This is a genomic window from Pseudomonas sp. BF-B-15, from assembly GCF_019946675.1.
Taxonomy (GTDB): Bacteria; Pseudomonadota; Gammaproteobacteria; order Pseudomonadales; family Pseudomonadaceae; genus Aquipseudomonas; species Aquipseudomonas migulae.
This window is the reverse complement of sequence record NZ_JAGYFZ010000053.1, coordinates 13,772-39,976: the sequence shown is the minus strand read 5'-3', so window position 1 is coordinate 39,976 and position 26,205 is coordinate 13,772. Positions and strand designations below refer to the sequence as shown.

General features: G+C 59.9%; 24 protein-coding genes and 3 pseudogenes. 10 read left to right on the top strand and 17 right to left on the bottom strand.

The features are described from left to right. Nucleotides 1–216 precede the first annotated feature (216 nt). The 5 genes from KGA97_RS17830 to KGA97_RS17810 all read right to left on the bottom strand — a co-directional run bounded on the left by KGA97_RS17830 (nt 217) and on the right by KGA97_RS17810 (nt 4,614). Complete coding sequence (locus KGA97_RS17830) at nt 217–1,620, bottom strand: heavy metal sensor histidine kinase (protein WP_223481184.1); 1,404 nt, start codon at nt 1,618–1,620, stop codon at nt 217–219. Further along, a complete protein-coding gene (locus KGA97_RS17825; RefSeq protein WP_008043704.1) occupies nt 1,617–2,288 on the bottom strand; it encodes a heavy metal response regulator transcription factor in 672 nt (223 codons plus the stop codon). Before KGA97_RS17825 ends, KGA97_RS17830 begins: the two co-directional genes overlap by 4 nt. 40 nt (nt 2,289–2,328) lie before the next feature. Next, nucleotides 2,329–2,586, bottom strand: a complete 258-nt coding sequence (locus KGA97_RS17820) for a DUF2790 domain-containing protein (RefSeq protein WP_008032450.1) — start codon at nt 2,584–2,586, stop codon at nt 2,329–2,331. A 123-nt stretch (nt 2,587–2,709) separates the two neighbouring features. Further along, on the bottom strand, nt 2,710–3,480 hold the full coding sequence (locus KGA97_RS17815) for an alpha/beta hydrolase (RefSeq protein WP_223481183.1): 771 nt from the start codon (nt 3,478–3,480) through the stop codon (nt 2,710–2,712). A 231-nt stretch (nt 3,481–3,711) separates the two neighbouring features. Beyond that, nucleotides 3,712–4,614, bottom strand: a complete 903-nt coding sequence (locus tag KGA97_RS17810; RefSeq protein ID WP_223481182.1) for a LysR family transcriptional regulator — start codon at nt 4,612–4,614, stop codon at nt 3,712–3,714. Nucleotides 4,615–4,756: 142 nt separating this feature from the next. On the opposite strand from KGA97_RS17810, the gene KGA97_RS17805 reads away from it, so the two are divergent. The 6 genes and pseudogenes from KGA97_RS17805 to KGA97_RS17780 all read left to right on the top strand — a co-directional run bounded on the left by KGA97_RS17805 (nt 4,757) and on the right by KGA97_RS17780 (nt 10,719). Then, nucleotides 4,757–6,058 (top strand): NAD(P)/FAD-dependent oxidoreductase, encoded by a 1,302-nt coding sequence (locus KGA97_RS17805; RefSeq protein ID WP_223481181.1) that lies wholly within the window; start codon nt 4,757–4,759, stop codon nt 6,056–6,058. A 51-nt stretch (nt 6,059–6,109) separates the two neighbouring features. After that, a complete protein-coding gene (locus KGA97_RS17800; protein ID WP_223481180.1) occupies nt 6,110–7,198 on the top strand; it encodes a polyamine ABC transporter substrate-binding protein in 1,089 nt (362 codons plus the stop codon). Nucleotides 7,199–7,526: 328 nt separating this feature from the next. Beyond that, nucleotides 7,527–7,742 (top strand): annotated as a pseudogene (locus KGA97_RS17795) (tripartite tricarboxylate transporter substrate binding protein); the annotation flags it as partial. Beyond that, a pseudogene (locus KGA97_RS17790) lies at nt 7,732–7,866 on the top strand (tripartite tricarboxylate transporter TctB family protein); the annotation flags it as partial. The pseudogenes KGA97_RS17795 and KGA97_RS17790, both read left to right, overlap by 11 nt. 24 nt (nt 7,867–7,890) lie before the next feature. After that, on the top strand, nt 7,891–9,399 hold the full coding sequence (locus KGA97_RS17785; RefSeq protein ID WP_223481179.1) for a tripartite tricarboxylate transporter permease: 1,509 nt from the start codon (nt 7,891–7,893) through the stop codon (nt 9,397–9,399). 321 nt (nt 9,400–9,720) lie between these two features. Next, nucleotides 9,721–10,719, top strand: coding sequence for a bile acid:sodium symporter family protein (locus tag KGA97_RS17780; RefSeq protein WP_008032437.1), 999 nt, complete (start codon nt 9,721–9,723; stop codon nt 10,717–10,719). 19 nt (nt 10,720–10,738) lie between these two features. Here the strand turns inward: KGA97_RS17780 and KGA97_RS17775 are convergent, their stop codons facing one another. Beyond that, a complete protein-coding gene (locus KGA97_RS17775; protein ID WP_223481185.1) occupies nt 10,739–12,304 on the bottom strand; it encodes an aldehyde dehydrogenase (NADP(+)) in 1,566 nt (521 codons plus the stop codon). A 6-nt stretch (nt 12,305–12,310) separates the two neighbouring features. Beyond that, nucleotides 12,311–12,940: an isochorismatase family cysteine hydrolase gene (locus tag KGA97_RS17770; protein WP_223481178.1), complete on the bottom strand. Its 630-nt coding sequence runs from the start codon at nt 12,938–12,940 to the stop codon at nt 12,311–12,313. A 100-nt stretch (nt 12,941–13,040) separates the two neighbouring features. On the opposite strand from KGA97_RS17770, the gene KGA97_RS17765 reads away from it, so the two are divergent. After that, nucleotides 13,041–13,547: a winged helix-turn-helix transcriptional regulator gene (locus KGA97_RS17765; RefSeq protein ID WP_008042728.1), complete on the top strand. Its 507-nt coding sequence runs from the start codon at nt 13,041–13,043 to the stop codon at nt 13,545–13,547. Between the two features lie 45 nt (nt 13,548–13,592). Here the strand turns inward: KGA97_RS17765 and KGA97_RS17760 are convergent, their stop codons facing one another. The 6 genes from KGA97_RS17760 to KGA97_RS17735 all read right to left on the bottom strand — a co-directional run bounded on the left by KGA97_RS17760 (nt 13,593) and on the right by KGA97_RS17735 (nt 19,257). Continuing rightward, nucleotides 13,593–14,762: a M20 aminoacylase family protein gene (locus KGA97_RS17760; RefSeq protein WP_223481177.1), complete on the bottom strand. Its 1,170-nt coding sequence runs from the start codon at nt 14,760–14,762 to the stop codon at nt 13,593–13,595. 25 nt (nt 14,763–14,787) lie between these two features. Next, nucleotides 14,788–16,020, bottom strand: a complete 1,233-nt coding sequence (locus KGA97_RS17755; RefSeq protein ID WP_223481176.1) for a diaminopropionate ammonia-lyase — start codon at nt 16,018–16,020, stop codon at nt 14,788–14,790. A 59-nt stretch (nt 16,021–16,079) separates the two neighbouring features. Further along, nucleotides 16,080–16,856 (bottom strand): amino acid ABC transporter ATP-binding protein, encoded by a 777-nt coding sequence (locus KGA97_RS17750; RefSeq protein ID WP_008032422.1) that lies wholly within the window; start codon nt 16,854–16,856, stop codon nt 16,080–16,082. After that, on the bottom strand, nt 16,849–17,514 hold the full coding sequence (locus KGA97_RS17745) for an amino acid ABC transporter permease (RefSeq protein ID WP_008032420.1): 666 nt from the start codon (nt 17,512–17,514) through the stop codon (nt 16,849–16,851). The genes KGA97_RS17750 and KGA97_RS17745 overlap by 8 nt, the downstream gene beginning before the upstream one ends. An 8-nt stretch (nt 17,515–17,522) precedes the next feature. Beyond that, nucleotides 17,523–18,164, bottom strand: coding sequence for an amino acid ABC transporter permease (locus KGA97_RS17740; protein WP_207286397.1), 642 nt, complete (start codon nt 18,162–18,164; stop codon nt 17,523–17,525). Between the two features lie 115 nt (nt 18,165–18,279). Beyond that, nucleotides 18,280–19,257: a transporter substrate-binding domain-containing protein gene (locus KGA97_RS17735; RefSeq protein WP_223414155.1), complete on the bottom strand. Its 978-nt coding sequence runs from the start codon at nt 19,255–19,257 to the stop codon at nt 18,280–18,282. 260 nt (nt 19,258–19,517) lie between these two features. Here KGA97_RS17735 and KGA97_RS17730 point away from each other — a divergent pair, with 260 nt between their 5' ends. Further along, nucleotides 19,518–19,982: an Lrp/AsnC family transcriptional regulator gene (locus KGA97_RS17730; protein ID WP_008032416.1), complete on the top strand. Its 465-nt coding sequence runs from the start codon at nt 19,518–19,520 to the stop codon at nt 19,980–19,982. A 63-nt stretch (nt 19,983–20,045) separates the two neighbouring features. Here the strand turns inward: KGA97_RS17730 and KGA97_RS17725 are convergent, their stop codons facing one another. The 4 genes from KGA97_RS17725 to KGA97_RS17710 form a co-directional block, all read right to left on the bottom strand. Further along, the gene (locus KGA97_RS17725; protein ID WP_223481175.1) at nt 20,046–22,481 is read right to left on the bottom strand and encodes a TonB-dependent siderophore receptor; all 2,436 of its coding nucleotides are present in this window, start codon (nt 22,479–22,481) and stop codon (nt 20,046–20,048) included. A gap of 93 nt (nt 22,482–22,574) precedes the next feature. Beyond that, nucleotides 22,575–23,552, bottom strand: a complete 978-nt coding sequence (locus tag KGA97_RS17720; protein WP_223481174.1) for a FecR domain-containing protein — start codon at nt 23,550–23,552, stop codon at nt 22,575–22,577. Then, on the bottom strand, nt 23,549–24,055 hold the full coding sequence (locus tag KGA97_RS17715; protein ID WP_223437405.1) for a sigma-70 family RNA polymerase sigma factor: 507 nt from the start codon (nt 24,053–24,055) through the stop codon (nt 23,549–23,551). The genes KGA97_RS17720 and KGA97_RS17715 overlap by 4 nt, the downstream gene beginning before the upstream one ends. Nucleotides 24,056–24,153: 98 nt before the next feature. After that, nucleotides 24,154–25,101, bottom strand: coding sequence for a Dyp-type peroxidase (locus tag KGA97_RS17710; RefSeq protein WP_223481173.1), 948 nt, complete (start codon nt 25,099–25,101; stop codon nt 24,154–24,156). A gap of 138 nt (nt 25,102–25,239) precedes the next feature. Here KGA97_RS17710 and KGA97_RS17705 point away from each other — a divergent pair, with 138 nt between their 5' ends. Together KGA97_RS17705 and KGA97_RS17700 are read left to right on the top strand one after the other, a co-directional pair. Continuing rightward, complete coding sequence (locus KGA97_RS17705; protein ID WP_223481186.1) at nt 25,240–25,392, top strand: hypothetical protein; 153 nt, start codon at nt 25,240–25,242, stop codon at nt 25,390–25,392. Then, a pseudogene (locus KGA97_RS17700) lies at nt 25,392–25,994 on the top strand (IS5 family transposase); the annotation flags it as partial. The gene KGA97_RS17705 and the pseudogene KGA97_RS17700, both read left to right, overlap by 1 nt. Between the last annotated feature and the right edge of the window lie 211 nt (nt 25,995–26,205).

Below are 26,205 nucleotides of genomic sequence, written 5' to 3'. Positions count from 1 at the left end.
GGTTAGCCGCCCCCGGCCATGGATGGCCGATGGCGGCGGGCCCACGGAGCAGGACCGGAGCGAGGGCATGCCGAGCGACAGCGAGGCACCGAACGAAAGGGGCAAGAGCCCTTGGTTACTTGGGGCTCTTCCAAGTGACTCGCCGTAAGGGCGAAACCGCCAGCCGCCATCACCAAAAAAACGGATATTCACACCAACCGCAAAAAACACCAAACCTCACTCACCCACCCGCCGCCCCGGAAAAAACAACTCAAAACACGTCACCCCCTCACTGCTGCTCACACTGTAAGCCCCGTTATGCAACTGCATGATCGTCGCCACGATCGACAGCCCCAAACCATTGGAATGAGCCGAACGCTCGCGGGATTCGTCAACCCGGTAAAAGCGTTCAAACAGCCGGGGCAGGTGCTCGGCAGGGATGGTCTGGCCAACGTTACGCACGATCACCCGGATACCCTCAGCCGAAGGTATGGCGCGAATGACCAGCTCAGAATGCGCCGCGCCATATTTGATGGCATTGGCGCACAGGTTGGCCAACGCACGGCGCAGCAGCATCGGCTCAGCCCAGATCACGCCGCTGCCCTGGGCATCGATGCTGATCCCGACATCCGCCGCCAGCCCTTCAAAATAGTCGGCCATACGTTCCATTTCGTCAGCGGCATCCAGCTCCTGGCGTTGGCTCAGGGCACTGGCCGGGTCGGTACGCGCCAGAAACAGCATGTTGTCGAGCATCCGCGCCAGACGCTCAAGCTCTTCGACGTTGGAGGCGAGCAGTTGCTGATAGGCCTCGACGCTGCGGTTCTGCTGCAACGCAACCTGGGTTTCGCCGAGCAGGTTGTTGATCGGCGTGCGCAATTCATGGGCCATGTCGGTCGAGACCTGACCCAGTTGCACGAAGCCCTTGCCCAAACGGTCGAGCATTGCATTGAGCGCGTCGATCATCGGCAGCAGCTCCCGTGGCGCGCCCTGGCCATCGAGGCGCTCGGTGAGGTTGCCGACGCCGATGCCGTGGGCATGCCGGGCCAGGCGTCGCACGGGCAGCAAGCCACGATGCACCAGCAGATAGCCGGACAGCGCCAGCAGAATCGCCGCCACGCTGGCGAACAGGTACACGTTGAGGCGGTAGCGGACGAGCACGGCGGTGCGCTCGGTCATCAGGCGTCCGGTGACCACCTGCAAGCTGCCCATATCGTCGGATTCGATGGTCGCCGCGACGGCCGCGAAAGGGACGCCGTCCACGCCGGGATAGTGCTGCACATCGGCCAGGCTCAACGGATGGTCCATCGACACCGGTGCCAGCGATGGCAAGGCGAGGTTGCCGGGATTGACCACCAGCAGCGGCTTTTGTCCGGCGGCGCCAATGGTCAGCAGGGCTTCGCGATTGCCCAGCATGTTCTGAAACAGCGCCGGTTTGGTCCTGATCAGCTCCAGCGTATTGCTGTCGTTGAGGAAGGTGCGCAGTTGATCGATGCGGTTCACCAGGGCCGCGTCGTCGCGGCGGATCAGCTCGCGCTCCAGGTCGCGGTACAGCGCCACGCCCAACAGGGTCAGCGAGACAAACGCGAGCAGGGCAAACACCAGCGCCAGGCGCAGTGTCAGGGAATGGCGAAGGCGACTCATGCCTGGGTGTCGAAGCGGTAGCCGATACCGCGCACGCTGTGGATCAGCTTGAGCTGGAACGGGTCGTCGATTTTCAGGCGCAAGCGCCGCACGGCGACGTCGACGACGTTGGTGTCACTGTCGAAATTCATGTCCCAGACCCGTGACGCGATCATCGAGCGCGACAAGACCTGGCCTTGATGCGTGGCAAACAAATGCAGCAGGGCGAATTCCTTGTTGGTCAGGGTGATCTTCACGCCTGCGCGGGTGATGCGGCGCTTGAGCACGTCGATCTGCAGGTCGTCCACCTGCAGTTGTTCTTCTTCGCGGGTGGGGCCGCGGCGGGTCAGGGTGCGCAGGCGCGCCACCAGTTCGGCGAAGGAAAAAGGCTTGATCAGGTAATCGTCGGCGCCCAGTTCCAGGCCCTTGATGCGGTCGGCGATGTCATCCCGCGCGGTGAGAAACAACACCGGCGTGTCGGCTTCCTTGCGCAAGCGGCGCAGAACCTCCCAGCCATCCATTTTCGGCATCATCACGTCCAGCACGATGACATCGAAATCGTGCTCCAGAGCCAGGTGCAGGCCATCGATGCCGTCCCGCGCCAGGCTGACGGAGTAACCGAGCTCCTGCAGGCCGTTGAGCAGGTAATTGCCTGCCTTGGGTTCGTCTTCGACTACCAGGATATTCATGGGGTTTGTGCCTCAGCCAATTGGCGCCAGTGTAGCCGGATCAATGATCGTTGGTGCAGCCCGTGCCGTTGACCTGGTAATCGAGGACGTGCTCGCGACCCTGGTGGTCGAGGTAGTCGAGTCGCGCCGGGATCACGCCGCATTGCTGCGAGATGTCGGTACTGGCGAGGACTTTGGCGACGTCCATGTGCACGAAGAAACCGGTCTTGTCGTGGATCACCGGCGCAGTGGTCTGCGTATCGGCAAACGCCGAGCCGGTGGCGAGGAGGGCGGCGAAACCGAGGATTAACATTTTCATGAGGTGTCTCTCTATTCAGGTTGGCTGCCGGGAATGGCCTGACAGTGAGTTCAGGTTAACCAGGCGATCCGGACAGCCGACCAACAGTTCAATGACAAAGTTGTAATGAAACCGGGCCTGGCGTTATGGCTGGCGGCCGGAGGCTTCGAGGATCAGGTCGGCGATTTCTTTGGAATGGGAAACCAGCGACAAATGGCTCGACGGCAGCTCGATGGTGGTCGCGCCCATGCGTTTGGCGAGGAAGCGTTCGAGGTCCGGGTTGATGGTCTGGTCGAGGCTGGAGACCGCGTACCACGACGGTTTGCTGTGCCAGGCGGCTGCGGTGGTGCGATCAGTGAATAGGGTTTTGGCAATCGGCTGCTGCACGGCGAACAGTTGCATCGCCTTGTCGTGGGGCACGTCGCTGGCGAAATATTTGAGGAAGGCATCCTGTTTCAGGCTGACGAAACCGTCGTGTTCTTCGGTGCCGGCTCGCACGGGCATGGTCGGGTATTTGGCTGACAGGGCGACGAAATCTTCCCCGGCGTCCGGGGCGCGGGCCGCGACGTAGACCAGCGAGCTGACCTTTGGATTGACCCCGGCTTCACTGACCACGGTGCCGGCGTAGGAGTGGCCGACCAACACCGTCGGGCCGTCCTGTTGGTTGAGTACACGTTGGGTGGCGGCGACGTCATCGGCGACCGAGGTCAACGGGTTTTGAACGGCGGTGACGTGCAATCCGGCGGCCTGCAACCGCGCAATCACGTCCGCCCAGCTCGAGCCATCGGCCCAGGAACCGTGTACCAGCACGACGTTGTCGGCCTTGACCGGCGCGATGTCACCGGCCATGGCGGAGCCGGTGCCGAGCATCAGCAGGCTGGCGGCGATCAGGCAGAGTTTGTTCAATGGTTTCATGGTATCGACCCTTGTCATCATCAGTGAGAGGCGTCACCCGGTGTGGGTGACTGACGACGCCACTTTAGGAAGCGAGGGTGCTGGCTACGCTGACAACTCGATGACAAGTTTGTAATGCACGGCCATTGGGTTTTGCGGTGATCTTGCGGCCGCCATCGCCGGCAAGGATTCGGTACAAACGCCGCAAACCTGTAGGAGCCGGCTTGCTGGCGATGGGGCCGGTGGGAGCACCTAACGCTGAAGGTCTTCCCTTTCGGCCTGCTGCGCAAACCATTGCAGGACCATCGCGCAAGCCGGATGAGCAACGGCTGAAGGTTGCAGATTCAACGCGTAAATACCGCGTGTTGCCAACGGCCGGCCAAACGGGATAACCAGTACCCCTCGCTCTATCGACTCGCCTGCCAGCGTCATATCCGTCATCGCCACACCCAATCCTCTCGCCGCCGCGTCCAGCGCCAGTTCATCGAGGTTGAAGGGGATGTGCCGGTAATCATCCAGCGATTTACCGCCATTGGCCGACAACCACTGAGCCCAATCATTGCGGTCCGCCGAGCGATGCAACAGCGGGAAACTCACCAGGTCTTCCACCGCTGCCAATGGCCGCGTCGAGGTGCCCAGCCCGGGCGCGCACACCGGCACCAACGCTTCCTTGAACAAGGTCAGGCTATCCGGATCAGCAGACGGCTCGGGCAGATAGAGAATGTACGCATCACTGTCGATGGCCGGCTCCACCACTTCTGTCGCCACGGTCTCGATCGACAGCGAAACCTGCGGATGACTTCGATAAAACTCGCTCAACTTCGGCAGCAACCAACGAACCGCCAGCGACACATGCATGCGGATGCGGAAGGGGCGTTCCTGTGGCGAGAGGCGGTCCTCCAGGGTTTTCAGTTGCGCCAGGATATTTCGTGCGGTTGCCAACACCTGTTCGCCTTCCGGCGTCAGTCGCACATGGCGGCTGTTCCGCGCAAACATCGGCACGCCAAAGTGGCTTTCCAGCAGCTGAATCTTTCGGCTCACCGCACTTTGGGTCAGGCACAGCCTGGCGGCCGCTTGGGTGAAGCTGCCCGAGTCGGAGACTTCCACCAGCGCCTGCAAGGCCTGGAGCGAAGGAACGTGGCGAATTTTATCCATGCGTTTTATGAATGGCTCGATGATTTTATAACGTTGGTTGTATCACTACAGGCCTTATAGATTCTAGCTCTGGCGAGCGTTTCCGGAAACGTCCATGCGATTACAGCATGCGCTCGCAGAATGACAGTCAATGAGGTGAGGCATGACCAATGAATGTGGCTGGATTGCGCAGGCGGGAAGTTCAGCCGCTCGCGGTCCTCTCAAAGGCACGGTAAAAGCCGACTGGCTGATTATCGGTGCCGGTATCACCGGGCTGAGTGCCGCGCACTCGCTCGCGCAATTGCACCCTCAGGCGCGGATCGTGATCGTCGACCGGCAGCGTGCGGCGCAGGGCGCTTCGGCGCGCAACTCAGGCTTCGTCGTAGGCCACGAACACCCGACCAGGGACGAGTTGATCGGCAACCACGGGTTTGCCGGTTATGAAGTGGACACCGCGATTTCACGGGCTGCCAGCGACGAAGTGCGCCAACGCATCGCCCGTCACGGTATCGAATGCGACTTCAGGGATTGCGGTTACTTCTTCGCGGTCAGCGACCCAGGCAAGTTGACCGATGTCGAGGGCAAACTGGCGACGCTACGCGCCGTCGGCGCCTCTGCTGAATTTCTGCAAGGTGAACAGCTGAGCGAAAAACTCGGCACCCGGCACTACCAGGCCGCGATCTGGTGCGGTCAGGGCAACGCGCTGCTGCAACCGGCGAAATACGTGAAGGGCTTGCTGGATGCACTGCCGGACAACGTGACCGTGTTCGAGAACACCGACATCACCGGCCTGGAGCGTCTGGGCAAAGGACGAATTCGCGCCAATGGCATCGCTGGCAGTATCGAGGCGACGCAAGTCCTGGTGTGCCTGAACGCGTTCATTCCCCGGTCGGGCATAGAGGACAGCGGAACCTTCCCGATGGAACTCAGCGCCAGCCTTACCCGGCCGCTCAGCGATGAAGAGTTCCAGTCCATCGGCGCCGTCGAACCGTGGGGCGTGCTCTCCACCCGGCCGCTCGGCGCCACGGTGCGCCTGACCCCGGACCGTCGCGTGATGATCCGCAACACTGCGGAGTACCGCTCCCGTGACCTGACCGACAGTGAACTGCTGCATCGGCGCAAACACCATGTGCTCGGCTTGCAACGGCGCTTTCCGTTTTTGCGCGAGCAGGACATCCAGTACACCTGGACCGGACATTTGAGCGCCTCGCGCACCGGGCAACCCTATTTCGGCAAGGTCGAAGAGGGCGTGTTTGCGGTGGCCGGCTGCAATGGTTCGGGTGTCGCGCGCGGCACGCTGTGGGGGCGATTGCTCGCCGAAATGGCCTCGGGCACCAGCTCGCCGATCCTCGAATCGGTCATGCGCAGGGCGCAACCGGGCTGGCTGCCGCCAAAGCCCTTGCTCGATATCGGTGCCATGCTTCGCATGCGCGTGGAGGCGGTCAGGGCCAGAACAGAAATCTAGAAACCCCGGCGATCAAAAAACAACAAAAGCTCATCAATAAGGTGATTGAACATGCGCGCGAACACAATTCCCCTGATGGTTGTACTGACCACGTTGTCGGCCGCCACGTACGCCGACGAAGTCGTCAATATTTCCAACTGGAACGGCTACATCGCCGAAGACACCCTGACCAGCTTCACCCAGGCAACCGGGATCAAGGCGACTTACGACATCCACGACAGCAACGAAGTGCTGGAATCGAAGTTGATGACCGGCAACACCGGCTACGACGTGGTCAGCCCTTCGAACCATTTCCTGTCGCGCCTGATCAAGGCCGGGGCCATTCAGAAACTCGACCGGAGCCAGTTGCCGAACTGGAAAAACCTGGACCCGGCGCTGATGAAAAAACTCGAAGTGAACGACCCAGGCAACCAGTACGGCTATCCATACATGTGGGGCACGGCGGGGATCGGTTACAACGTCGAGAAGATCAAGGCGATCTTCGGCAACACCGATGTCACCCATTCCTGGAAGCTGTTTTTTGAAGAAGAAAACATCAAGAAACTCAGCCAGTGCGGCGTGGCGATCATCGATAACCCGACGCAAATCCTGCCAATCACCCTCAATTACCTGGGCCTGCCGCCCCATAGCCACGAACCGGCGGACTACAAGAAAGCCGAGCAGGCGCTGCTGAAAATCAGGCCGTACGTGCAGTATTTCCACGCGTCCAAGTACATCAGTGACCTGGCGAACGGCAATGTCTGCGCGGTGATCGGCTTCAACGGCGACATCGTTCAGGCGGCCGCCAGCGCCAAGGAAGCGAACAACGGCATCGACATCGCTTACTCGATTCCTGATGAAGGCTCGACCCTGTGGTTCGACATGGTGGTCATGCCCAAAAGCGCGCCGCACGAGAAAAACGGCTACGCCTACATGAACTACCTGCTGACGCCGCAAGTTATTGCCAACATCAGCAACAGCATCCACTACGCCAACCCCAACCTCACTGCGGATCAATATGTGACCCCGGCCGTGAAGCAGGACCTGGCGATCTACCCGCCGAAGAGCGTGCTGGACAAGCTGTTTACCGTCGAGGAACTGCCGGCGGCGATTGCGCGGTTGAGCACGCGTCTGTGGACCAAGTTGAAAACCAATACTTGAGGGTGATTGCCCTTTCCTTGACATGTGCAGGTCAGGGAAGGGGCAGTGTCAGCGGGTCAATTCCGGTCAACGACGCTCAAAGCCATCGCGCAACCCTGCAACTACTCCCACCGCGACGGCCACCACTTTGAGTCCGTGCAACGCGTCGTGCGCCAACGCCGTACGTCCATGCAGGCGTCTTCCTGAAATGAACTGATTCACTGTTGTATGCCGCCATTCCAACCATGGCCTACGCTTATCCCGAGATGGCTGTTCAACGATCCGGATTTATACCCGGAGCGACGTTCAGCCGGCGCCCCATAAAAACAAAAGTCCCGGGAGAAAACGCATGTTCGCATCGTTACGTCGATCCACCCTTTGCCTCGCGGTTGTCGTCACTGCCGCTGTGCTCACAACGCCTGCCTTTGCGCTGGAAACCGTCAAGTTCATGGCCCCAGGTTCCGTGGGGGGCGGTTATGACCAGACCGCACGCGTGCTGGGCAAAGCCTTGATTGAAGCCAATGTGGCCAAATCCGTCACCTTCGAAAACAAGGGCGGCGCGGGGTTTCGGCAGTCGTCATCCGCTGCGCGATCTCGCCATAGGCATTGCCCTGACGCTCCCGATTTATTGGCTGTTCAATGCCGGGCTGGGGGTTTCCCTTCCGCCGCTTGTCAACGCCTGGATCTGATTCAGGCCGCAGGAGATCAACAGGGTGGATATTCTCGCAAGCCTGGCAATGGGGTTTTCCTCGGCCCTGACGCCGATCAATCTGATGTGGGGGTTCATTGGTTGCCTGCTCGGCACCGCCATCGGCGTCTTGCCGGGCATCGGGCCGGCGCTGACCGTGGCGCTGTTGCTGCCCATTACCGCGAAGGTCGATCCCACCGGCGCGCTGATCATGTTCGCCGGCATCTACTACGGCGCTCAGTTCGGCGGCTCCACGACCTCCATTTTGCTCAATACCCCAGGGGAATCGTCTTCCATGGTCACGGCCCTGGAAGGCAACCTCATGGCCCGCAATGGTCGAGCGGGGCCGGCCTTGGCCACGGCGGCCATCGGGTCCTTTGTGGCAGGCACTATTGCCACGGTTCTGCTGACCTTGTTTGCGCCCATTGTGGCGAAACTGGCACTGAAGTTCGGGCCTGCGGAGTATTTCGCGATTCTGGTGCTGTCGTTCACGACGGTGTCTGCGGTGCTCGGGGCGTCGATGTTGCGCGGCTTTGCATCCCTGGGGATTGGCTTGACCATCGGTTTGATCGGGCTGGACTCGACCTCGGGTATCGCTCGTTACACCTTGGGCGTACCGGAACTGGTCGATGGCATCGAAGTCGTGTTGGTGGCGGTCGGGCTGTTTGCGGTGGGCGAGGCGTTGTACAGCCTGCTGTATCAGAAAGAAGAGGCCTCCGGTCGACACCGCATGTCCTCGTTGTGGATGACGCGCGCCGACTGGAAACGCTCGGTTCCCGCCTGGCTGCGAGGGACGCTGATCGGTTTTCCTTTCGGTTCGATTCCGGCTGGTGGTGCGGAGATTCCGACGTTCCTGTCCTATTCGACCGAGCGCAAACTCAGCAAGTATCCGAAAGAGTTTGCCGCCAACAAAGGCGAGGGCGCCATCGAGGGCGTCGCCGGCCCTGAAGCGGCGAACAACGCAAGCGCCACCGGTTCGTTGGTGCCGTTGCTGACGCTTGGTATCCCGACTTCCGCCACGGCAGCCATCCTGTTGGCGGCGTTCCAGAACTACAACCTGCAACCGGGGCCGCTGCTGTTTGAAACCTCGGGTGCACTGGTCTGGACCCTGGTGGCTTCGCTGTATATCGGCAACGTCATCCTGCTGGTGCTGAACCTGCCGTTGGTGGGGCTGTGGGTCAAACTCCTGCAAATCCCCCGGCCTTATCTGAATGCCGGGATTCTGGTGTTCGCCACCATCGGCGTGTATGGCATGCGTCACTCATCTTTCGACCTGTTGCTGATGCTGGCGATCGGGTGGGGCGGGGTGTTGATGCGTCGGTTCGACTTCCCCGTCGCGCCGGTGATCGTGGGTATGCTGCTGGGGCCGATGGCGGAGAAACAACTGCGTAACGCGTTGTCGATCAGCGAGGGCGACTGGACGGTGTTTCTGACACAGCCGATTTCCGCCGCGTTTCTGGCGTTGACGTTGCTGGTGCTGGTGGTGCCGCATTTGCTGCATGCCAGGGGCATCAAGTTGCATGAGGATGATTGAGCCTGTGCGGTGGCGACCTGATTCTGCGGATGTACTCGTTCCCCTGTAGGAGCCGGCTTGCTGGCGATAGCGGTGGGTCAGTCAACTATTTATTGACTGGACGGACGCCTTCGCCAGCAAGCCGGCTCCTACAGTTGATTTGTGTCATGGTCGAGTACCGCGTCCGCATGAAGTTGCCGCCCCCCGTTGTTTTTGCTGATGAATACATTCGCATCAACGTTATGTCCGTTAGGCGATATCTACTGGCTTGTTAGCGTTAGTCGGTAATCGGCAGGCGCGTTAGAGTCGACCCACGCCCCTCGCCACCGCCGGATTATACCGATGACTCGCCCCCGTTTTTTACCCGACAACTTCACCCTGACCCTGATCGGCGTGGTGATTCTCGCCAGCCTGCTGCCCGCCAGCGGTCAGGTCGCGGTCGGTTTTGGCTGGCTGACCAACATCGCCATTGCCCTGCTGTTTTTCCTGCATGGCGCCAAACTGTCGCGTGAATCGATCATCGCCGGGGCTGGCCACTGGCGCCTGCATTTGCTGGTGTTCAGCCTGACGTTTGTCCTGTTCCCCTTGCTTGGGCTGGCGCTCAAACCCTTGCTGTCGCCGATGATCGGTGCCGACCTGTACATGGGCATGCTTTACCTTTGTGCGCTGCCCGCTACGGTGCAATCGGCGATTGCGTTCACGTCCCTGGCGCGCGGGAATATTCCGGCGGCGATTTGCAGTGCGGCGGCCTCCAGCCTGTTCGGGATTTTCCTCACGCCGTTGCTGGTGACCTTACTGCTGAATGTGCACGGCGAAGGCGGCTCGACGCTCGATGCAATCCTGAAGATCAGCGTGCAACTGCTGCTGCCGTTCATTGCCGGACAGATCGCCCGACGCTGGATCGGCGCCTGGGTTGCGCGCAACAAGAGCTGGCTGAAATTCGTCGACCAGGGCTCGATCCTGTTGGTGGTTTACGGCGCGTTCAGCGAGGCGGTGATCGAAGGGATCTGGCATCAGATACCACTCTGGGAACTGGCCGGACTGGTGGTCGCTTGCTGCATTTTGCTGGCGTTGGTCTTGCTGGCGTCCACCGTGCTGGGCAAGGCGTTCGGCTTCAATCAGGAAGACCGCATCACCATCCTGTTCTGTGGTTCGAAGAAGAGCCTGGCCACCGGCGTGCCGATGGCCCAGGTCCTGTTCGCCGGCAGCACCATGGGTGTGTTGATCCTGCCGTTGATGCTGTTCCACCAGATTCAACTGATGGTCTGCGCCGTGTTGGCGCAGCGCTATGCCAATCGCAAGGAAACCATCCCTGAACTCATGGCTCAGGTTGATCCTTGATCTCCGGTCTGGCTGACAACTATTGCCCGTCCACCAGCCGAGGCAGCCCCAACGGGTTGAAATCACGCAATACCTCAGGCAACAGCGCGTCCGGAAAACCCTGGTAAGCCACCGGCCGCAGGAAGCGTTCGATCGACGTCATGCCCACCGAGGTGAAGCGACTGTCCGAGGTCGCCGGAAACGGACCGCCGTGAACAGTGGCGTGCGTCACCTCCTGCGGATGGGCGAAGGCGTTGACGACGATGCGTCCGGTTCTGCGCTCCAGCACCGGCAACAAGCGCCGGGCCAGTGGCAAGTCAGTTGTTTCGGGGTGCAGGGCGGCGCTGAGTTGGCCTTTGAGCGAGCGGGCAATGGCGAGCAGTTCAGCCTCGTCCTCGACGGTCACCAGCAGCGCCGATGGTCCGAAGACTTCCTGCGACAGGGTGGCTTCCTCGAGGAAACGTTGGCCGGTGACCTCCAGTAACGCCGATTGGCCGTCAACGTCGGCGCTGGCGGCCGTGCCTTCGGCGATGCGCTGCGCACCGGCGTTTTCCATCGCGGCGAGACCGTTCAGGTAAGACGCATGGATCCCCGGCGTCAGCATCGTGCGGGCTGCAGCCTCACTGACGCGCTGCACCATGGCGGCGCGCAGCGCTTCAAGGCCGGCGCCTTTGATCGCGATCAGCAGAGCGGGCCTGAGGCAGGCTTGCCCGACATTGACCAGCATGCGCTCGATAAAGCCATCGCCGATCTGCGCGCCGCGCTCGGCCAGGGCTGCGGGCAGGATGAATGTGGGGTTGATGCTGGTCATTTCGGTAAACACCGGGATGGGATCGGGCCGCAGTTGCGCACGCCGATACAGCGCCATGCCGCCTTGTTCCGAACCGGTAAACGTCACGGCTTTAATCAAAGGATGATCGACCAGCGCTTCGCCGATGGTGTTGCCGCTGCCGCGTACCATCGAGAAGACCCCCTCGTGCAACCCGTGCTCCTGCACGGCCTTCTGGATGGCCCGTGCCTGGATTTCCGAAGCACCCGGATGGGCGTTGTGCGCTTTGAGGATGACGGTCGCGCCGGCGGCCAATGCCGAAGCGGTGTCGCCACCGGCCACGGAATAGGCAATCGGAAAGTTGCTCGCACCGAAAATGGCCACCGGGCCGATGGCCATTTTCTGCAGGCGATGGTCCATGCGCGGGCGAGGCTGACGATCAGGTTGTGCCGGATCGATGGCCAGTTGCAGGAAGCGGCCTTTGCGCACGACCTCCGCGAACTGACGGAACTGGACGGCGGCTCTGCTCGCTTCGCCCTCAAGCTGAGCTTCTGGCAAACCTGTTTCGAGCGCGGCCCGTGCCGCCAGCTCCTTGCGCACGGCCTCGAGATTGTCGGCAATGCTCTCGAGAAACGCTGCGCGCCGTGCGAGTGACGTATGGCTGTAACTGTCGAACGCTTCGTCGGCGAGCGTTGCCGCCTGGTGGACTTGCGCGACGCCGCCGAGGGCAAAATCCGGTTCGATCAACGTGTTGGTCGCGGGGTTGAGCGCTTTCATCGTTCCTTCGGTGGCCGCGACATCGTGGGTCCCGATGATCAGGTTTCCTGTCAGTTTCATCATCGGTTATTCCTGCCCTGCGAGGGCGGCGACGAGTTCGTCCGTGGTCACAATCGAATGGGCAAACGTGGGGCCGTTCAGCTCGTGGGCGGCGTGCATCATTTCCGGGCGGAAGGCGGCGGTCGCATCGCGCACCAGGGTGACGTGGTAACCCATTTCCGATGCATAACGGGCGGTCGCTTCGATGCAGGTGTTGGCCAGCAGACCGACGATGATCACGTGGGTGATGCCTTTTTGCTTGAGGCGAAAATCCAGGTCGGTGTTGGCGAAACCACTCGAACCCCAATGCTCCTGCACGACGATGTCACCGTCCTTCGGCGCAAAATCCGGATGCCATTCGCCGCCCCATTCCCCGCGTGCAAAGTGGTGCATGTGCATGATCTTGCACTGGGTCGGCGTTGGATGGTCCCAGCCTTCGTAGTCACCGTGTTCCCAGCGATGGTGCGGTACGATGACGACCGGAATGTCGAGGGCGCGAACCGTGCGGTCGAGCGTGCGCAGGTTGTCGAGCAGGCCGACTTGCTCGGCGATCGGCTTGATCAGGGGAAAGACCTTGCCGTCTTCCGAGAGGAAATCGTTGTACGGATCGACCAGCAGATAGGCGGTCCTGTTGAGCGGATAAAGGGCGTTCGACATGACGATGTTCTCCACAAAAGTTGAGTGATCGGTGCCGGGGACTTGCCTGGGCATCTTGTTGATATGATAATCATAGTTACAGCGAAAGAGGCAAGCCCGTATGTCGACCAACATTGCTGCTCCCGACACTCTATGCCCGATTGCGCGGGCCGAGACAGTCGTGGGCGACCGCTGGACCGTGCTGGTCCTGCGTGAGTTGTTCATGGGAAGTCATCGATATGACGAGATCCAGGCGCAGACCGGCGGCACCCCGCAAATGGTCGCTACACGCCTGAAAAACCTGGAAGCCGACGGCCTGGTAGAACGCCGTCTCTACAACGAACGGCCACCGCGCTACGAGTATCACCTCACCGCGAAAGGGCAGGCCTTCTACTCGGTGGTGTTGGCACTGCGCGCCTGGGGGGAAACCTGGTGCAAGTCGCCGGAAGAAGGGTTGGCGGTGGTGTACACCCACAAAACCTGTGGCGAGCCCGCCGGGTTAGGGCCGCTGTGCGCCCATTGCGGTGAGCTGTTGCGCCGCGAAGAGTTGATCAGTGAGCAGAGCGCGGCGTACCGCGCAGAGAGGCAGGCGCGGCGTGAGGCGTTCAAGGGCAGTCGAAGCGCGTAGCCACCCGCCACAGAGCAGCACGTTGGCGTGCTGCTCTGTGGCGGGTTATTCCGCAGCGAGTGCTGTACGGGCAACTTCGGCGAAATAGTGCGCCCCCGTGGCCAGCACATTGTCGTTGAAGTCATACCTGGCGTTGTGAAGCGGAGTCCCCCCTTCATCCGCTGTGTCGCCGTTGCCGATAAACACGAAATTGCCGGGTACGACCTGCAGGAACGCGCCGAAATCCTCTGAAATCATCATCGGCTGGATGTCCGCATTCACCCGGTCCGGGCCAACAATTCGGGTCGCCGCCGCGACAGCGATGGGGGTGCACTTTTCCCAGTTCACGGTGGGCGCGAATTCATGGGTGTATTCGAACTCGCACGATGCGCCGTGGAGCCTGCAAATGCCTTCGCAGATTTCTCGCATGCGCCTTTCCAGCATGGCCTGGACTTCGGGCGCGTAGCTGCGCGTGTCGCCCTTGATGACGACGTGGGTTGGAATCGCATTGCGGATGCCATCGGTGATGAACTCTGTGCAGGAAATCACGGCCGGAACGCTCGGGTCGAGGTTGCGGGAAATCACCGTTTGCAGGGCCAGCACCACCTCGGAAGCGATGACGATCGGGTCAACCCCCATGTGCGGTCGTGCCGCGTGCGTGCCCTGGCCCTTGATCCGGATAACGAAGTTATCCTCACTGGCCATGATCCCTCCAGAGCGCGTCGCGATTGTGCCGGCGGGCAACCCCGGCATGTTATGAGCGCCGTAGATCGCATCCACCGGGAAGCGATCAAACAGGCCATCAGCGATCATCGCTTTGGCGCCACAGCCGTGTTCTTCGGCGGGCTGGAAAATGAAGCGTACCGTCCCGTTGAAATCGCGAGCGGTGGACAACAGCCTTGCGGCGCCGAGGATCATGGACATGTGGCCGTCATGACCGCAGGCATGCATTTTCCCTGCGGTTACCGAGGCGTGATGCCGCCCCGGAGCATCTTCGTGAATGTGCAGTGCATCCATGTCGGCCCGAAGCCCCACCACCGCCGGACTGTCTCCGACCTTCAAACTGGCGACCAGGCCTGTGCCGCCAATGCCCCGATGCACCTCAAGGCCCATCGACGCGAGCGCATCAGCCACGTAGTCGGAGGTGTGGATTTCTTCGAAACCGACCTCAGGGTGTTGATGGAGGTGGTGACGCCAGCTGACCAGCTGCGCGTGAAACTCGTGGTCGTCGATCACTGCATGGGCTCCTGCGTTCTGTTGATCACACATTTTTTTGTAGCTGCCATTGGTGCTGACGGGCAGTGACCGCTTGCGCGGATTCACCCACCAGACGCTCGTAGACCGACGGGGCCGTCGCACCCTCGGTACTGATGATGAGCACTCGGGAGTCTCGGTCGATGCCGACCGTTTTGGCGGTCGCCGAATCGCGTAGCAGGATTTGAAGCGCTGCCAGGCCGGCCACCGCCGACTCACCGGCCACCACAGGAATGTCGGTCGGACTGCCGTGAGCCAGCTGCTGCATGGCAGACACGGCGTCGTCGTCGCTGATGGTCATAAAGAAATCTACGCACGGTTCGAGGAATCGCCAGGCGAGGGGAGAGGTTTCGCCGCAGGCCAGGCCAGCCATGACCGAGTCAACCGAGCCTGTTGCTTTGGCGGGCAGGCCCTGAACCGCACTTTGGTACAGGCAATCCGCTTGCCGGGGTTCGACCATGACGAAGACGGGACGCTGTTCCTGGTAAATTTCCCAGAGGTAACTGCTGATGCCCGCTGCCATGCCTCCCACCCCCCCTTGCAGGAACACGTGGGTGAAAGGGCAGGTCGCCTGGGCCTTGCCCGTGGTTTGCTCAATCAACTCGGCGGCGATGGTGCCGTAGCCTTGCATCACATCGCGAGGGACGATCTCATAACCCTCATACGAGGTGTCCGACACCACCGGCCAACCGTTTTGTTCTGCCACGGCGGCGGTATGTTCCACCGACTCGTCGTAGTTACCTTCAACCCGGATGATGCGGGCGCCATACGCGGCAATGGCCGCCTCGCGCTCCGTACTCACGTTGGCATGCAAAACGATGACGCATTGGCAGCCGACGCTTTGTGCCGCAGCCGCCAGGGCTCGCCCGTGATTGCCGTCAGTGGCACTGATGACCGTGAAATCATGCAGGCGCTGCCGATATTGGCCGGTGATGAGCCCTTTGGGATCAAAGGATTCATGGGGCATCAGCCGCAGAATCAGCCTGATCAGCGCGATCGGTGCGCCGAGTGCCTTGAAGCTGCCCAGGGGTGAACGTGTCGATTCGTCCTTGACCCAGAACCCGGCCACGCCGAGTTCTTCAGCCATGCCCGGAAGTTCCCACAGCGGTGTCGCCTTTTGGTTCAGGTGTTCCCAACTCGATAGCCAGTCTCGTGACTCATGGGCCGCGTCGACACTCATGATGTCCTGAAGGTGTTTTGGGTAGGTGCTGCGAGAGGCGCGTGGGTTAGCGAAAAACATAGCGGTTCCTTGTAACGCTGGAGAAAAGGCGTGCGCGTTTTGGCGAGTTTCAGGGGCAGTCATGCCGTGGTCGTTCTGTAGCGCCCTAAAAACTGGCGAACGCGTTCACTGTCTGAGTTGGTAAAGAATTTTTCCGGTGCCGCTCTTTCAATGATCTGTCCTTTTTCAATGAACACGACCTCGTTGGAGACGGCGCGGGCAAATTCCATTTCATGGGTCACGATGACCATCGTGAAACCGTCCTCGGCCAGTGAGCGCATCACCGCCAGGACTTCCCCGACCAGTTCTGGATCGAGCGCAGACGTCGGCTCATCGAACAAGATGACTTGCGGGTTCATCGCCAAGGCTCGCGCAATGGCAACCCGCTGCCGTTGGCCTCCTGACAACGACCAGGGATAAGCATCGTGCTTGTGCGACAGGCCGACTTTCTCCAGCAGCGCAACCGCCTGATCATTGGCCTCTTTGCGACTGACACCCATGACGTGAATGGGCGCCTCGGTGACATTCTGAAGCACCGTCAGATGGGGCCAGAGATTGAAGCTCTGGAATACCATGGCGGTTCTTGCACGCATCGCCGCCAGTTCGCGATTGGACATGGCTTTGCCGCCGCCACTTTTAACGCCCATGCGATCACCGCCGATGTAGATTTCACCGGTATCAGGCACTTCCAGCCAGTTGATGCAACGCAACATGGTGGATTTGCCTGAGCCGGAAGAGCCCAGAATGCTGACAGTCTGTCCTCGCTCGACCTTGAGGTTGATGCCGCGAAGCACCTCAATGCCGGCGAAGTGTTTATGCAGGTCGCGGATTTCAACGACCGGGGCGGACTTATTCATGGACCAATCCTCTTTTCTGCGCTCGGCGACCCAGGCGACGAAGTAATGCCTCAACCAACAGGGTGATGGACCAATACAGTGCGATCACGAATATGAAGGGCGGCAACGGAACAAAATATTTGGCTTGTACAGCAGAGGCCGCAGCCGTCAGATCCATCAAAGTGATGATCGACAGGAAGGCGGTGTCCTTCAGCAGGCAGACCAATTGGTTGCCAAAGAGCGGCCCGGAACGCATCACCATTTGCGGGAGGAGAATCCTCCAGTACATGTTCGAGTTGACGAAGCCGTGGGCATAAGCCGCTTCCGCCTGGCCTGCGGGCAGCGCGGTTCTCGCCGCCCGCAGGATCTCGGCGAAATAAGCACCGTGATACGTAATCAGGGCAATGAAACCCGCCGACCATACATCCAGGCTGATACCCAGGTTGGGAAGCCCGTAGTAAAGGAGGTACAGGAAGATCAGGAAGGGCAGCATTCGCATCAGGTCCAACGCCCAGCGAACAAGCCGTCGAAACAGGTTGTCCTGTCCTTCCAGCAGGAAAGCGATAACGCAGGCCAACATAAATGAGCAGGCAGACGACACGCCAAAGAGTATGAGTGTGTTCTGCAGCCCGGCCGCGAACACGTCCAGGTTGTCCCACAGCATTTTAATTCCGTTCATGGGAGCCCCTACATGGCCAGGCGCTTGGCGCGCGAGTCTGCAATTCTCTGGAAGCGGACAAGTCCACCGATGATCACGATGTAAAGCAGGCCCGCCGCGAGGATGGGAGGAAGCGGATCGTAAGTGACGGCCGCGATCCGATTCGTCACGCGCGTCAGGTCCACAATGCCGATCATGGCGATCGCAGGACTGCTTTTGACCAACAGGGACATTTCGTTCACAAGCCCGGGAAGGCTGGTGGTCAACATCTGCGGGAGCATGATGCGGCGAAGTGTCAGCCCCGTGGTCATGCCGGCGGCTTTTGCCGCTTCCAGTTGTTCGCGCGAGAAACTGGTCAGGGCGCTGCGCCAGATCTCGGCGTTGAACGCCGTGGTGTTGAGGGTCATGGCGGCAATGGCCACCACCCGGGCGTCAACTTCCCAGCCGATGGAGGGCGCAATCACAAACAGAAACAGCACCAGCGTGACCATCGGTGTCGCTCTGATCAAACTGACATAGACAGCGAGGGCCTGGCTCAAGACCGGGATTTTTGCCGCCCGCAACATGGCAACGACAAGCCCCAGAATGATGCCGAGCACGATAGAAATGCCGGACACCCAAATGGTCGTCCAGGCCGCGTACACAAGCGTGATCCAGTCACTGCTTTGCATTGAAAACATCCTTCGAACAAGTCTTTTGGCCGTCGGCTACCTGCCGGGTCAAAAGAACGATCTACTGACCTGACCATCGCTGACACTTCTTGCGCCAACGATAGCGGCTCTCAGGTTATTTCGCGGTCAGTTGAGTGAACTGTGGCGCAGAGGTAATTGGCTCGCGGGGCAGGTCATCGAACGATTGTCCGAGCCATTTTTTCTGTAGTTCGGCGAGCTTGCCGGTGTCACGCAAGTGGTTCACAAAACCACTCAGGTAATCGAGGAGCTCCTTGTTGCCCTTGGCCACTGGCCAGGCGATGTAGCCCATGCTTGAAGTGGCCTCGCCAACGGCGAACACCTGTGGACGTTCCTTCACCAGCATGTTGGCGGGCACGATCGAGTTCACAACGTAGTCGAGCCGGTGATTCGCCAGGTCGGCATACGCCTCCGGGTAGGATTGGTACTGCACGATCTTGCCAATGGAACCGCCGGAGGCTTTGAGCTTTGCATCCAGCTGCGTCAATCGGGCCAGTTGCGCACCACCGGCCTGCACGCCGACGATCAACCCGGAAAGGTCCGAGACGCTTTTGATGCGGTCATCGTTTGCGCGCTTGATGTAATGCGAGACCTCAGGGGCGACCGGTGCCACGAAGTCAAAGGCGCCCAGGCGCTCCTCCGTAACACCGGCGCCAGTGATGGCGGCGTCGTACTTCCCGGAGGTGATACCCGCCAGCAGGCCGGTCCAGGGCATGATGTCCTGATTCACTTTGAATTGAGCGTACTTGCGCAGCTCCGCGATAACGTCCTTATGGAATCCTTCGGACTCACCGTCCTTTATAAATTCGAAAGGGTAATAACTGTCTTCGGTTGCAACGTTAAGTGTGCCGCGAGTGTTTATCTCTGCCAGGCTGGCTGCACTCGCTGCGCCGGTAATGCCGAGGCTGAAGATAAGACTGGCTGCGCCAACGATAAGAAAACGACCGGCCTTTGAAATGATACGGCGGTCAACTCGACTTTCTTGAGCACTGTTCATCGTGAAACTCCCATCGGTTAAGTGGTGGGGCAGTACCAAACTAAAAGCTGCGATTGGGGGTGAGATGGCGTTAGTCATGCTTTCTCCGTTTTTATTGTTTTCGGCGGGTGGAGCGCAGCCCTTGCCTGACAAGCAGGTGGGATAAAACGATGCTAATGCTCAGGGGGCGCACGATTGCTCGAAAATCGCGGCGTCAAACGCACCATCGTTGCGTTTTCAGCATTTTGTTGCGCGATGGTCAGGCTTGGTGCGTTGGAATAAGGGCTTGTGCGCAACGAATGAGCGTCCAGGTGCCTTTTCTGCTGTAATGGCTGGGCCCCAGGTGAAGGAGTTCCCCTATGCAGCTAGATGCCTATGACCGCAAAATTCTCAACTTCCTTCAGGAAAACAACCGGATTTCCCAGCGGGAACTGGCTGAGGGCGTGAACCTGTCTCCCTCGGCAGTCAATAGAAGAATCGCCGCCCTCGAAGCGGCGGGAGTGATCAGGTATAACGTGAGTATTGTCGACCCGGCAGCGGTCGGCCGACCGATTACCGTTATCGTCGAAGTTAAACTAGAGAATGAAAGACTTGATTTGCTGGATGAGATAAAGCGGCGCTTTGTGAGTTGTCCGCAAGTTCAGCAGGTTTATTATGTGACGGGGGATTTTGACTTTTTGCTGGTGTTGAATGTGCGTGATATGAGTGAGTACGAACAATTAACCAGGGAGTTGTTTTTCTTCGGAAACATCAAGCAGTTCAAGACGTTTGTCGCGATGCAGAATAATAAAAGAACGTTTGCGATACCCTTGGAAATTGAATGACCCTGAAACGGCCCTCCCTGCGACAGCAGTCGGAAGGAGGGCGTTGATGGTCGAGCGGTGGTGTTAGAACTCCGGCGTGTATTTCACGCTGAACATCACGTTGCGTGGTTCACCGTAGTTGTTGTTGCCGTTGATCTGGTTGTAGGCCGCTGTGTAGTAAGTCTTGTCGAACAGGTTGTTGGCGTTCATCGCCAGCTCGATCTCCGAGGAGAGCTGGTAACCGACACGGGCATTCCAGACGGTGTAACCCGGTACGTTGACGACGTGGTCGTAACCCAGCGTATGGCTTTGGGTCGTGAAGCCCAGGCCGGTACTCACACGGCTCCAGTCGCCACCCAACTGGTAGTTACCCCAGACGCGCAGCATGTGTTTCGGCGTCCACCAGCTGAAGACTTTGCCTTCGTTGTCCGGGTCCTTGAGGTACTTGGTGGTGTTGTAGGTATAACCGGCAAACAGTTGCAGACCGTCCAGCACTTCGCCGCTGATTTCGGCGTCGAGACCCTGGCTGCGTACTTTGCCGGATGCCTTCGAGCAGTACCAACCGTCGCAGTTTTGCCCACCGTCCATATCGAGCGTGGCGCGGTTTTCCTGGTCGTAACGGAACAACGCCAGGGACGTATTGACCCGGCCCTCCATCAACTCGCCCTTGAGACCCAACTCGTAGTTCGTACCGATGATCGGTTTGATTACCGAGCCGCTTGTACTGCGTTCGGTTTGCGGTGTGAACACGTCGGTGTAGCTGGCATAGACCGCCCATTCGCGGCTCAAGTCATAGACGATACCGGCGAAGGGGGTGACTTCACCGTTTTCGTTGCTGGTGCTTTCAGGATCGGCGGTAATGCTGGTCGCGTCCTGGCGCCACGATTTATAGCTGTAGTCGTACCAACTGACCCGTGAGCCGAGCACCAGGGTCAGCGGATCAATCGGCTTGACCCGCCAGCTGCCGTAGAGGCCTTTTTGGCGGATGTCATACTTGCTTGGTGTCCCACGGCCACCGGGGCTATTGAGCAAACCCTCGTAGCTGATTTCGGGACGGTTGTGATCAATGTCGAAGATGGTGTCGGCACTGTTATTGAAGGTCCGAGCGAATTTGTCATCCGAGGTGTACTTGGAGTAGTTACCGCCCACCATGATTTCCTGCTGCATGGACAAGGCTTCGAATTTGCCGTTGAGGTTCATGTCCAGAGCAACTTTGGTGGAGTCCATGTCCGTCACGAAGTCAGCGTACTGCACGCCGCTGCCATCGGCATTGATGCCGTTGCCACTGGATTGCACCCGTTGGTTTTTCGCTTTATTGGTTTCAGTCATGCGCACGGCGCCGACCTTGAAGGCCCAATCGTCGTTGAAACGGTGTTCCAGGTCGGTGTAGAGCGTGGTGACATCGATGTCCGAATGGTTCCACTTGGCCCCGGTGTACGTGCTGCGCGGCAGGTCGATGGGCTTACCGCCGGCGTAGCGGGGGAAGCCGCGGACATTCGAGCGCGATTCGCCGTCGGACTGGCTGACTGCCAGGCCCAGGGTGGTGTCTTCACGCAGGTCGAAGTCCAGCGCGCCGTACAGCGAGGTGGTCTTGTACCATTCGGAATCGACGAACGAGTGGCTGTCGTCCTGGTCGGCAATGAAACGCCCGCGCACGGTGCCGGCCTGGTTCAGCGGCCCGCCGGCGTCCAGTTGCAGACCGTAGTGGTCCCATGAGCCGGCCTTGCCGGTGAGGGTCACTATCGGTGCAGCCTGGCCGCGTTTGCGCACCAGGTTGACCGCGCCGCCAGGGCTGCCGGTGCCTTGCAGCAGGCCGGACGCGCCACGTAGCACTTCCATGCGATCGAAGAAAATCAGGTCCTGCGTGGCCCAGTTGCCCAGCGAGTAATAGTTGCGCGGAATAGGCACGCCGTCGTACTGCCAGTCATCGATCTGGAAACCACGCGAGCTCAGGATCAGGCCTCTGCCGACGCCTTGGGCGCCGACCAGGCCGGTGGTCTTGTTGGCCGCGTCCTTGAGATCGACGATATCCTGATCGTCCATTTGCTTGCGGGTCATCACCGTGACCGACTGCGGGATTTCCTTGAGGGTGTGGGTGCCCTTGCCGATGGTCACCGCCCGCGCAGCGTAGGAGCCTGAGCCTTCGGTGGTGGCGTCGGTGCTGCGTTCGACGATGTTGGTCACGCCCAGCTGCAACGCTGCGCTGTTGTCCGGGGCTGGCTCGACGCTGAAGTTACCTTGCCCGGTCACTCGCAATTGCAGGCCGCTGCCCGCCAGCGCCTTTTGCATTGCCTGTTCCGCAGGCATCTGGCCGACCACTGCCGGGGCTTGTTTGCCCTGCACCAGCGAAGGCTCCAATGAAACGATATGGCCGCTCTGGCTGGCGATGGCATTCAGCGTGCTGGCGAGTGGGCCGGCCGGCAGGTTGAACATCAGGTCTTGCGCCTGCGACAGGGCAGGGCTCGCCAGAGTTGCCAGGGCGACAGCGGCGGAAAGGGCATGGGGCCACGGGTTGAACACAGCGTTCTCCTGAAAATGTGGAAGTGTCAGGAGATAGGTGGGACGAGAAATGAAAACCGGACACGAATGAGAGTTATTTTCAAAAAAAATTTATCAGCGCGACTCTTTTGCACGTATCAGTGTCAACCATGGGCTGTAGCGATCCACGCGAATCGGCAGGGTTTCCGCCAGGGCCGTGAACACCCGATCCGGATCGTTCAACGGGAATACGCCCTGGACGCGCAAGCCGCGAACCTCGGGAGCCACGCGGACAAAACCCCGGCTGTACGGGCGCAGCGCATCGACGACGTGTTCCAGGGGATCGTCCAGCACGTTCAATCGCCCGCTGAGCCAATCGGCGCGATGAAGCTGATCGCCGGCCACCGGGACAATTTTCCCTGCATACAGCAAGGCCGATTGACCTTCCTGCAGGTCGAGTGTCGTGCCGTCGAACAGACGGGCTTCGATGGAGTGTTGCAGCACCACAACGCGAGTCGCGTCTTGTTCCTGAGCCACCAGGAAACGGGTGCCCAGTGCCCGTATTTCACCTTGAGCGGTGCGCACCCGCAGCGGACGCAGGGGGTCGGCCGCCACCTGAATCACCAGCTCGCCGTGGCGCAGAATCACCAGCCTTTGTTTGTCATCGAAGCGCAGGTCCACCGCGCTGTTCGCGTTCAGACTCAGGCGGCTGCCGTCGGCTAGCGTGAAGTCCTGACGCTGGCCACGGCCGGTGTGCAGATCCGCCAGCAGCGAGTCACCCAGCGGGCTGCGAATGCCGAGCCACGCGCCGCCGCCCAGCAGGCCCAGGCCCGCGATCACGCGGAGCGCATCGCGGCGTGAACCATGAGGCTGCAACAGCAGTTGCCGCGCTTCGTTGGCTTGACCGGGCAGACGCCGATCCAGGGCACGAATCGTGTTGAAGGAACCGCCAAGGCGTTCCTGCAAGGTCGCCCAGGCCCGGGCGTGTGCGGGGTCCATCGCCAGCCATGCGTTGAACCGCTCTTGCAGTGCAGCATCGGGTTTGCCGGCACGAAGGCTCACCATCCAGTCGATGGCTTGCTCGCTGACCGGGTCAAGGCGCGGCGTGCTCATGGCGTCAACTCGCTCAGGTAGCACTGACGCAATGCCTGTTTCATGTAGCGGCTGACCGTGCGTTCCGAAAGCCCCATTTTGTGGGCAATCGCCACGTAGCTCAGACCGTCCAGCTGGCTGTAGAGGAACGTGGCTTTGACGACCAGTGGCAAGCCGTCGAGCGCCCGGTCGATCGCGACCAGGGCTTCGATCAGTTGCAACTGTTCTTCAGGGGAGGGGGCAAACGCCTCGGGCAGCGTGGACAGGCGTTCGAGGTAGGCCAGTTCCAGCTTGCGCCGGCGATGACGGTCAAAGATCAGTCGTCGGGCAATGGTCGACAGGTACGCGCGAGGTTGTTCGATGCTGTCGGGGTCTACCCGGGCCACCAGCATCTGGCAAAACGTATCGGCGGCGGTGTCCTCAGCGTCCGCGTGATTGCGCAGGCGCCGCTGGATATGCTGCAGCAGCCAGCGATGATGGTCGCTGAAAAAGAAGCCCAGCTTGCTGGTCGGAGGAACTTGCACCGGTTGGCTTTCCAGATGTTAGTGTGAATCGTTCTCAATACTACCTTTGAGAGGATCGCCACTGCAATCTCTGACTTCGCCAATGTAACGGGCAGTCCTCAGGTGCAACGGTCCGCCAGTTCTTCCAGCAGGTCTGCTGACGGAACGAAGAACAGGCCTCCGGTCACCGCCTTGCTGAAATCGAGCAAACGGTCGTAATTACCCGCTGGTCTGCCGACAAACATGTTTTCGAGCATCTGTTCAAGCGGCGCAGGCGAGCGCGCATAGCCGATGAAATAAGTGCCGAACTCGCCCGCGCCAGGGCGGCCGAATGGCATGTTGTCGCGCAGGATTTTCACTTCCTGCCCGTCCTGGGTGATCGTCGTCAGGGCACTGTGCGAAGAGGTGGGTTTGACCGAGTCATCGAGTTCGATGTCGGACAGTTTGGTTCGCCCGATAATCCGCTCCTGAGCTTCAACGGACAGCGCGTTCCAGGCAGTCATGTTGTGCAGGTACTTCTGCACCAGCACATAGCTGCCTGCGGTGAACGACGGATCTTCATCGCCAACAAGCGTGAAGTCGACTGCCTTGCGGCCGACCGGATTTTCAGTGCCATCGACAAAACCGATGATGCTGCGCATATCGAAATAGCGAAAACCCTGAACTTCATCGACAACCGAAACGGCCTCTCCAAGCGATGAAAGCAACTGGGTCGCCAGTTCGAAGCAGAGGTCCATCTGGCCTGCACGAATGTGCAGCAAAATGTCGCCCGGCGTTGCAACAGCGCGACGTTCCCCTGCACCAAACTCGCGAAATGCATGCAGCAATGCAGGCCGCGGGTTGCAGAACAACGTGTCCCAGACCGTGGAACCGAAACCGCAGATACACGACAAGTTACCGGAAGGGACGCGTTTACCAACCGATCGCGTCAGGGCCGCGACATCGGCGCACCAGGCTCGGACTTTACCGGCAGCGGCACTGCCGGGCACCAGGGTTGCCACGATAAAAATCGCGCTGCTGGTAATGGGGTTGCAGATGGATTGAGGCTCAGGCGTTTGGCTATCCATTGGCGTCCATGGTGTCCTGGGGCGTTGCGACACTTTAGCCTTCTGGCGGGAGGAGCGAAACACACGCGTCCGGTCTTTCATTGAGCGCTTTTAATGTATCGTTTGCCCAAAGGATTTAAGGCCCCGCACGGAGACAGCATGACCCTGACCACCCATACGCTGATTGAAATTGCGATGACCAACCCGGCCAATGCCGAGATTGCCCGACGCCTGCCTGCGCTAGGGCTGAGCCAGTGCATGCTGACGGCGGGCTGTCTGTTTCAGGCGGTGTGGAATCATCAATCCGGCTGATGCTCAAGCGGCTTCACATCAGGTTGAACGAGCAAGGGTTAATCGATCTGGATACCTGGATGATTGACTCAACAGCGGTACGCACAACCTGGGCCTCTTCTGCTGCAAGGAAAAAAGGGGGCCTGAAGAACCGCAAGATCATGCGCTCGGACGTAGCCGGGGCGGTCTGACGACGAAGATCCACATGTTGTGCGACGCCAATGGAGTACCGCTGAGTTTCCTACTGTCGGGCAGGCAAGCCAGCGCATCGCCTATGCCCAACCGTTGTTGGATGGCGCTTACATCCCAAGCTTGCGCGGTCGTTGGTTGTTGGCCGACAAGGGCTATGACGCCGAAGCCCTGTGTCGTTACTGCGACCGCTACCGGATGCAGCCGGTCATCCCACTGCGCAGCAGAAGCGTAAACCCAAGCCGGGTTTACCGAGACTGTTTGACCGCCCCAAGTATCGGCAGCGCAGCATCATCGAGCGTATGTTTGGCTGGCTGAAGGAGAATCGCCGCATCGTTACGCGCTTCGACAAGCTCGCGAAAAGTTATGCGGCGATGGTCTCACTGGCTTGTGCCATGCGGTGTTTACGACATTACTTTTCGTACAGAGCCTAAACCCAACACTTCAGGTTAGATGATGGCATATGACGGTTAATTGAAGCTATTTTCGATTCCTTTCCAAAGTGCTTACCCCCTCGGACTTATGTATATGGCTCATTAGGCGCTAACGCCAAGACACCACTGCATTACCGCTGTCGACACACAGAAAGCCGCTCTTGATTCAAGCTCACGACCTCTTGGCCAGCCTTCGGAATTTACTCCTGTC

Excerpts from the sequence above, each read along its gene's own strand:
- KGA97_RS17830 (WP_223481184.1), bottom strand. The coding sequence starts at position 1,620 with ATGAGTCGCCTTCGCCATTCCCTGACACTGCGCCTGGCGCTGGTGTTT.
- KGA97_RS17825 (WP_008043704.1), bottom strand. The coding sequence starts at position 2,288 with ATGAATATCCTGGTAGTCGAAGACGAACCCAAGGCAGGCAATTACCTG.
- KGA97_RS17820 (WP_008032450.1), bottom strand. The coding sequence starts at position 2,586 with ATGAAAATGTTAATCCTCGGTTTCGCCGCCCTCCTCGCCACCGGCTCG.
- KGA97_RS17815 (WP_223481183.1), bottom strand. The coding sequence starts at position 3,480 with ATGAAACCATTGAACAAACTCTGCCTGATCGCCGCCAGCCTGCTGATG.
- KGA97_RS17810 (WP_223481182.1), bottom strand. The coding sequence starts at position 4,614 with ATGGATAAAATTCGCCACGTTCCTTCGCTCCAGGCCTTGCAGGCGCTG.
- KGA97_RS17805 (WP_223481181.1), top strand. The coding sequence starts at position 4,757 with ATGACCAATGAATGTGGCTGGATTGCGCAGGCGGGAAGTTCAGCCGCT.
- KGA97_RS17800 (WP_223481180.1), top strand. The coding sequence starts at position 6,110 with ATGCGCGCGAACACAATTCCCCTGATGGTTGTACTGACCACGTTGTCG.
- KGA97_RS17780 (WP_008032437.1), top strand. The coding sequence starts at position 9,721 with ATGACTCGCCCCCGTTTTTTACCCGACAACTTCACCCTGACCCTGATC.
- KGA97_RS17775 (WP_223481185.1), bottom strand. The coding sequence starts at position 12,304 with ATGAAACTGACAGGAAACCTGATCATCGGGACCCACGATGTCGCGGCC.
- KGA97_RS17770 (WP_223481178.1), bottom strand. The coding sequence starts at position 12,940 with ATGTCGAACGCCCTTTATCCGCTCAACAGGACCGCCTATCTGCTGGTC.
- KGA97_RS17765 (WP_008042728.1), top strand. The coding sequence starts at position 13,041 with ATGTCGACCAACATTGCTGCTCCCGACACTCTATGCCCGATTGCGCGG.
- KGA97_RS17755 (WP_223481176.1), bottom strand. The coding sequence starts at position 16,020 with ATGTTTTTCGCTAACCCACGCGCCTCTCGCAGCACCTACCCAAAACAC.
- KGA97_RS17750 (WP_008032422.1), bottom strand. The coding sequence starts at position 16,856 with ATGAATAAGTCCGCCCCGGTCGTTGAAATCCGCGACCTGCATAAACAC.
- KGA97_RS17745 (WP_008032420.1), bottom strand. The coding sequence starts at position 17,514 with ATGAACGGAATTAAAATGCTGTGGGACAACCTGGACGTGTTCGCGGCC.
- KGA97_RS17740 (WP_207286397.1), bottom strand. The coding sequence starts at position 18,164 with ATGCAAAGCAGTGACTGGATCACGCTTGTGTACGCGGCCTGGACGACC.
- KGA97_RS17735 (WP_223414155.1), bottom strand. The coding sequence starts at position 19,257 with ATGACTAACGCCATCTCACCCCCAATCGCAGCTTTTAGTTTGGTACTG.
- KGA97_RS17730 (WP_008032416.1), top strand. The coding sequence starts at position 19,518 with ATGCAGCTAGATGCCTATGACCGCAAAATTCTCAACTTCCTTCAGGAA.
- KGA97_RS17720 (WP_223481174.1), bottom strand. The coding sequence starts at position 23,552 with ATGAGCACGCCGCGCCTTGACCCGGTCAGCGAGCAAGCCATCGACTGG.
- KGA97_RS17710 (WP_223481173.1), bottom strand. The coding sequence starts at position 25,101 with ATGGATAGCCAAACGCCTGAGCCTCAATCCATCTGCAACCCCATTACC.
- KGA97_RS17705 (WP_223481186.1), top strand. The coding sequence starts at position 25,240 with ATGACCCTGACCACCCATACGCTGATTGAAATTGCGATGACCAACCCG.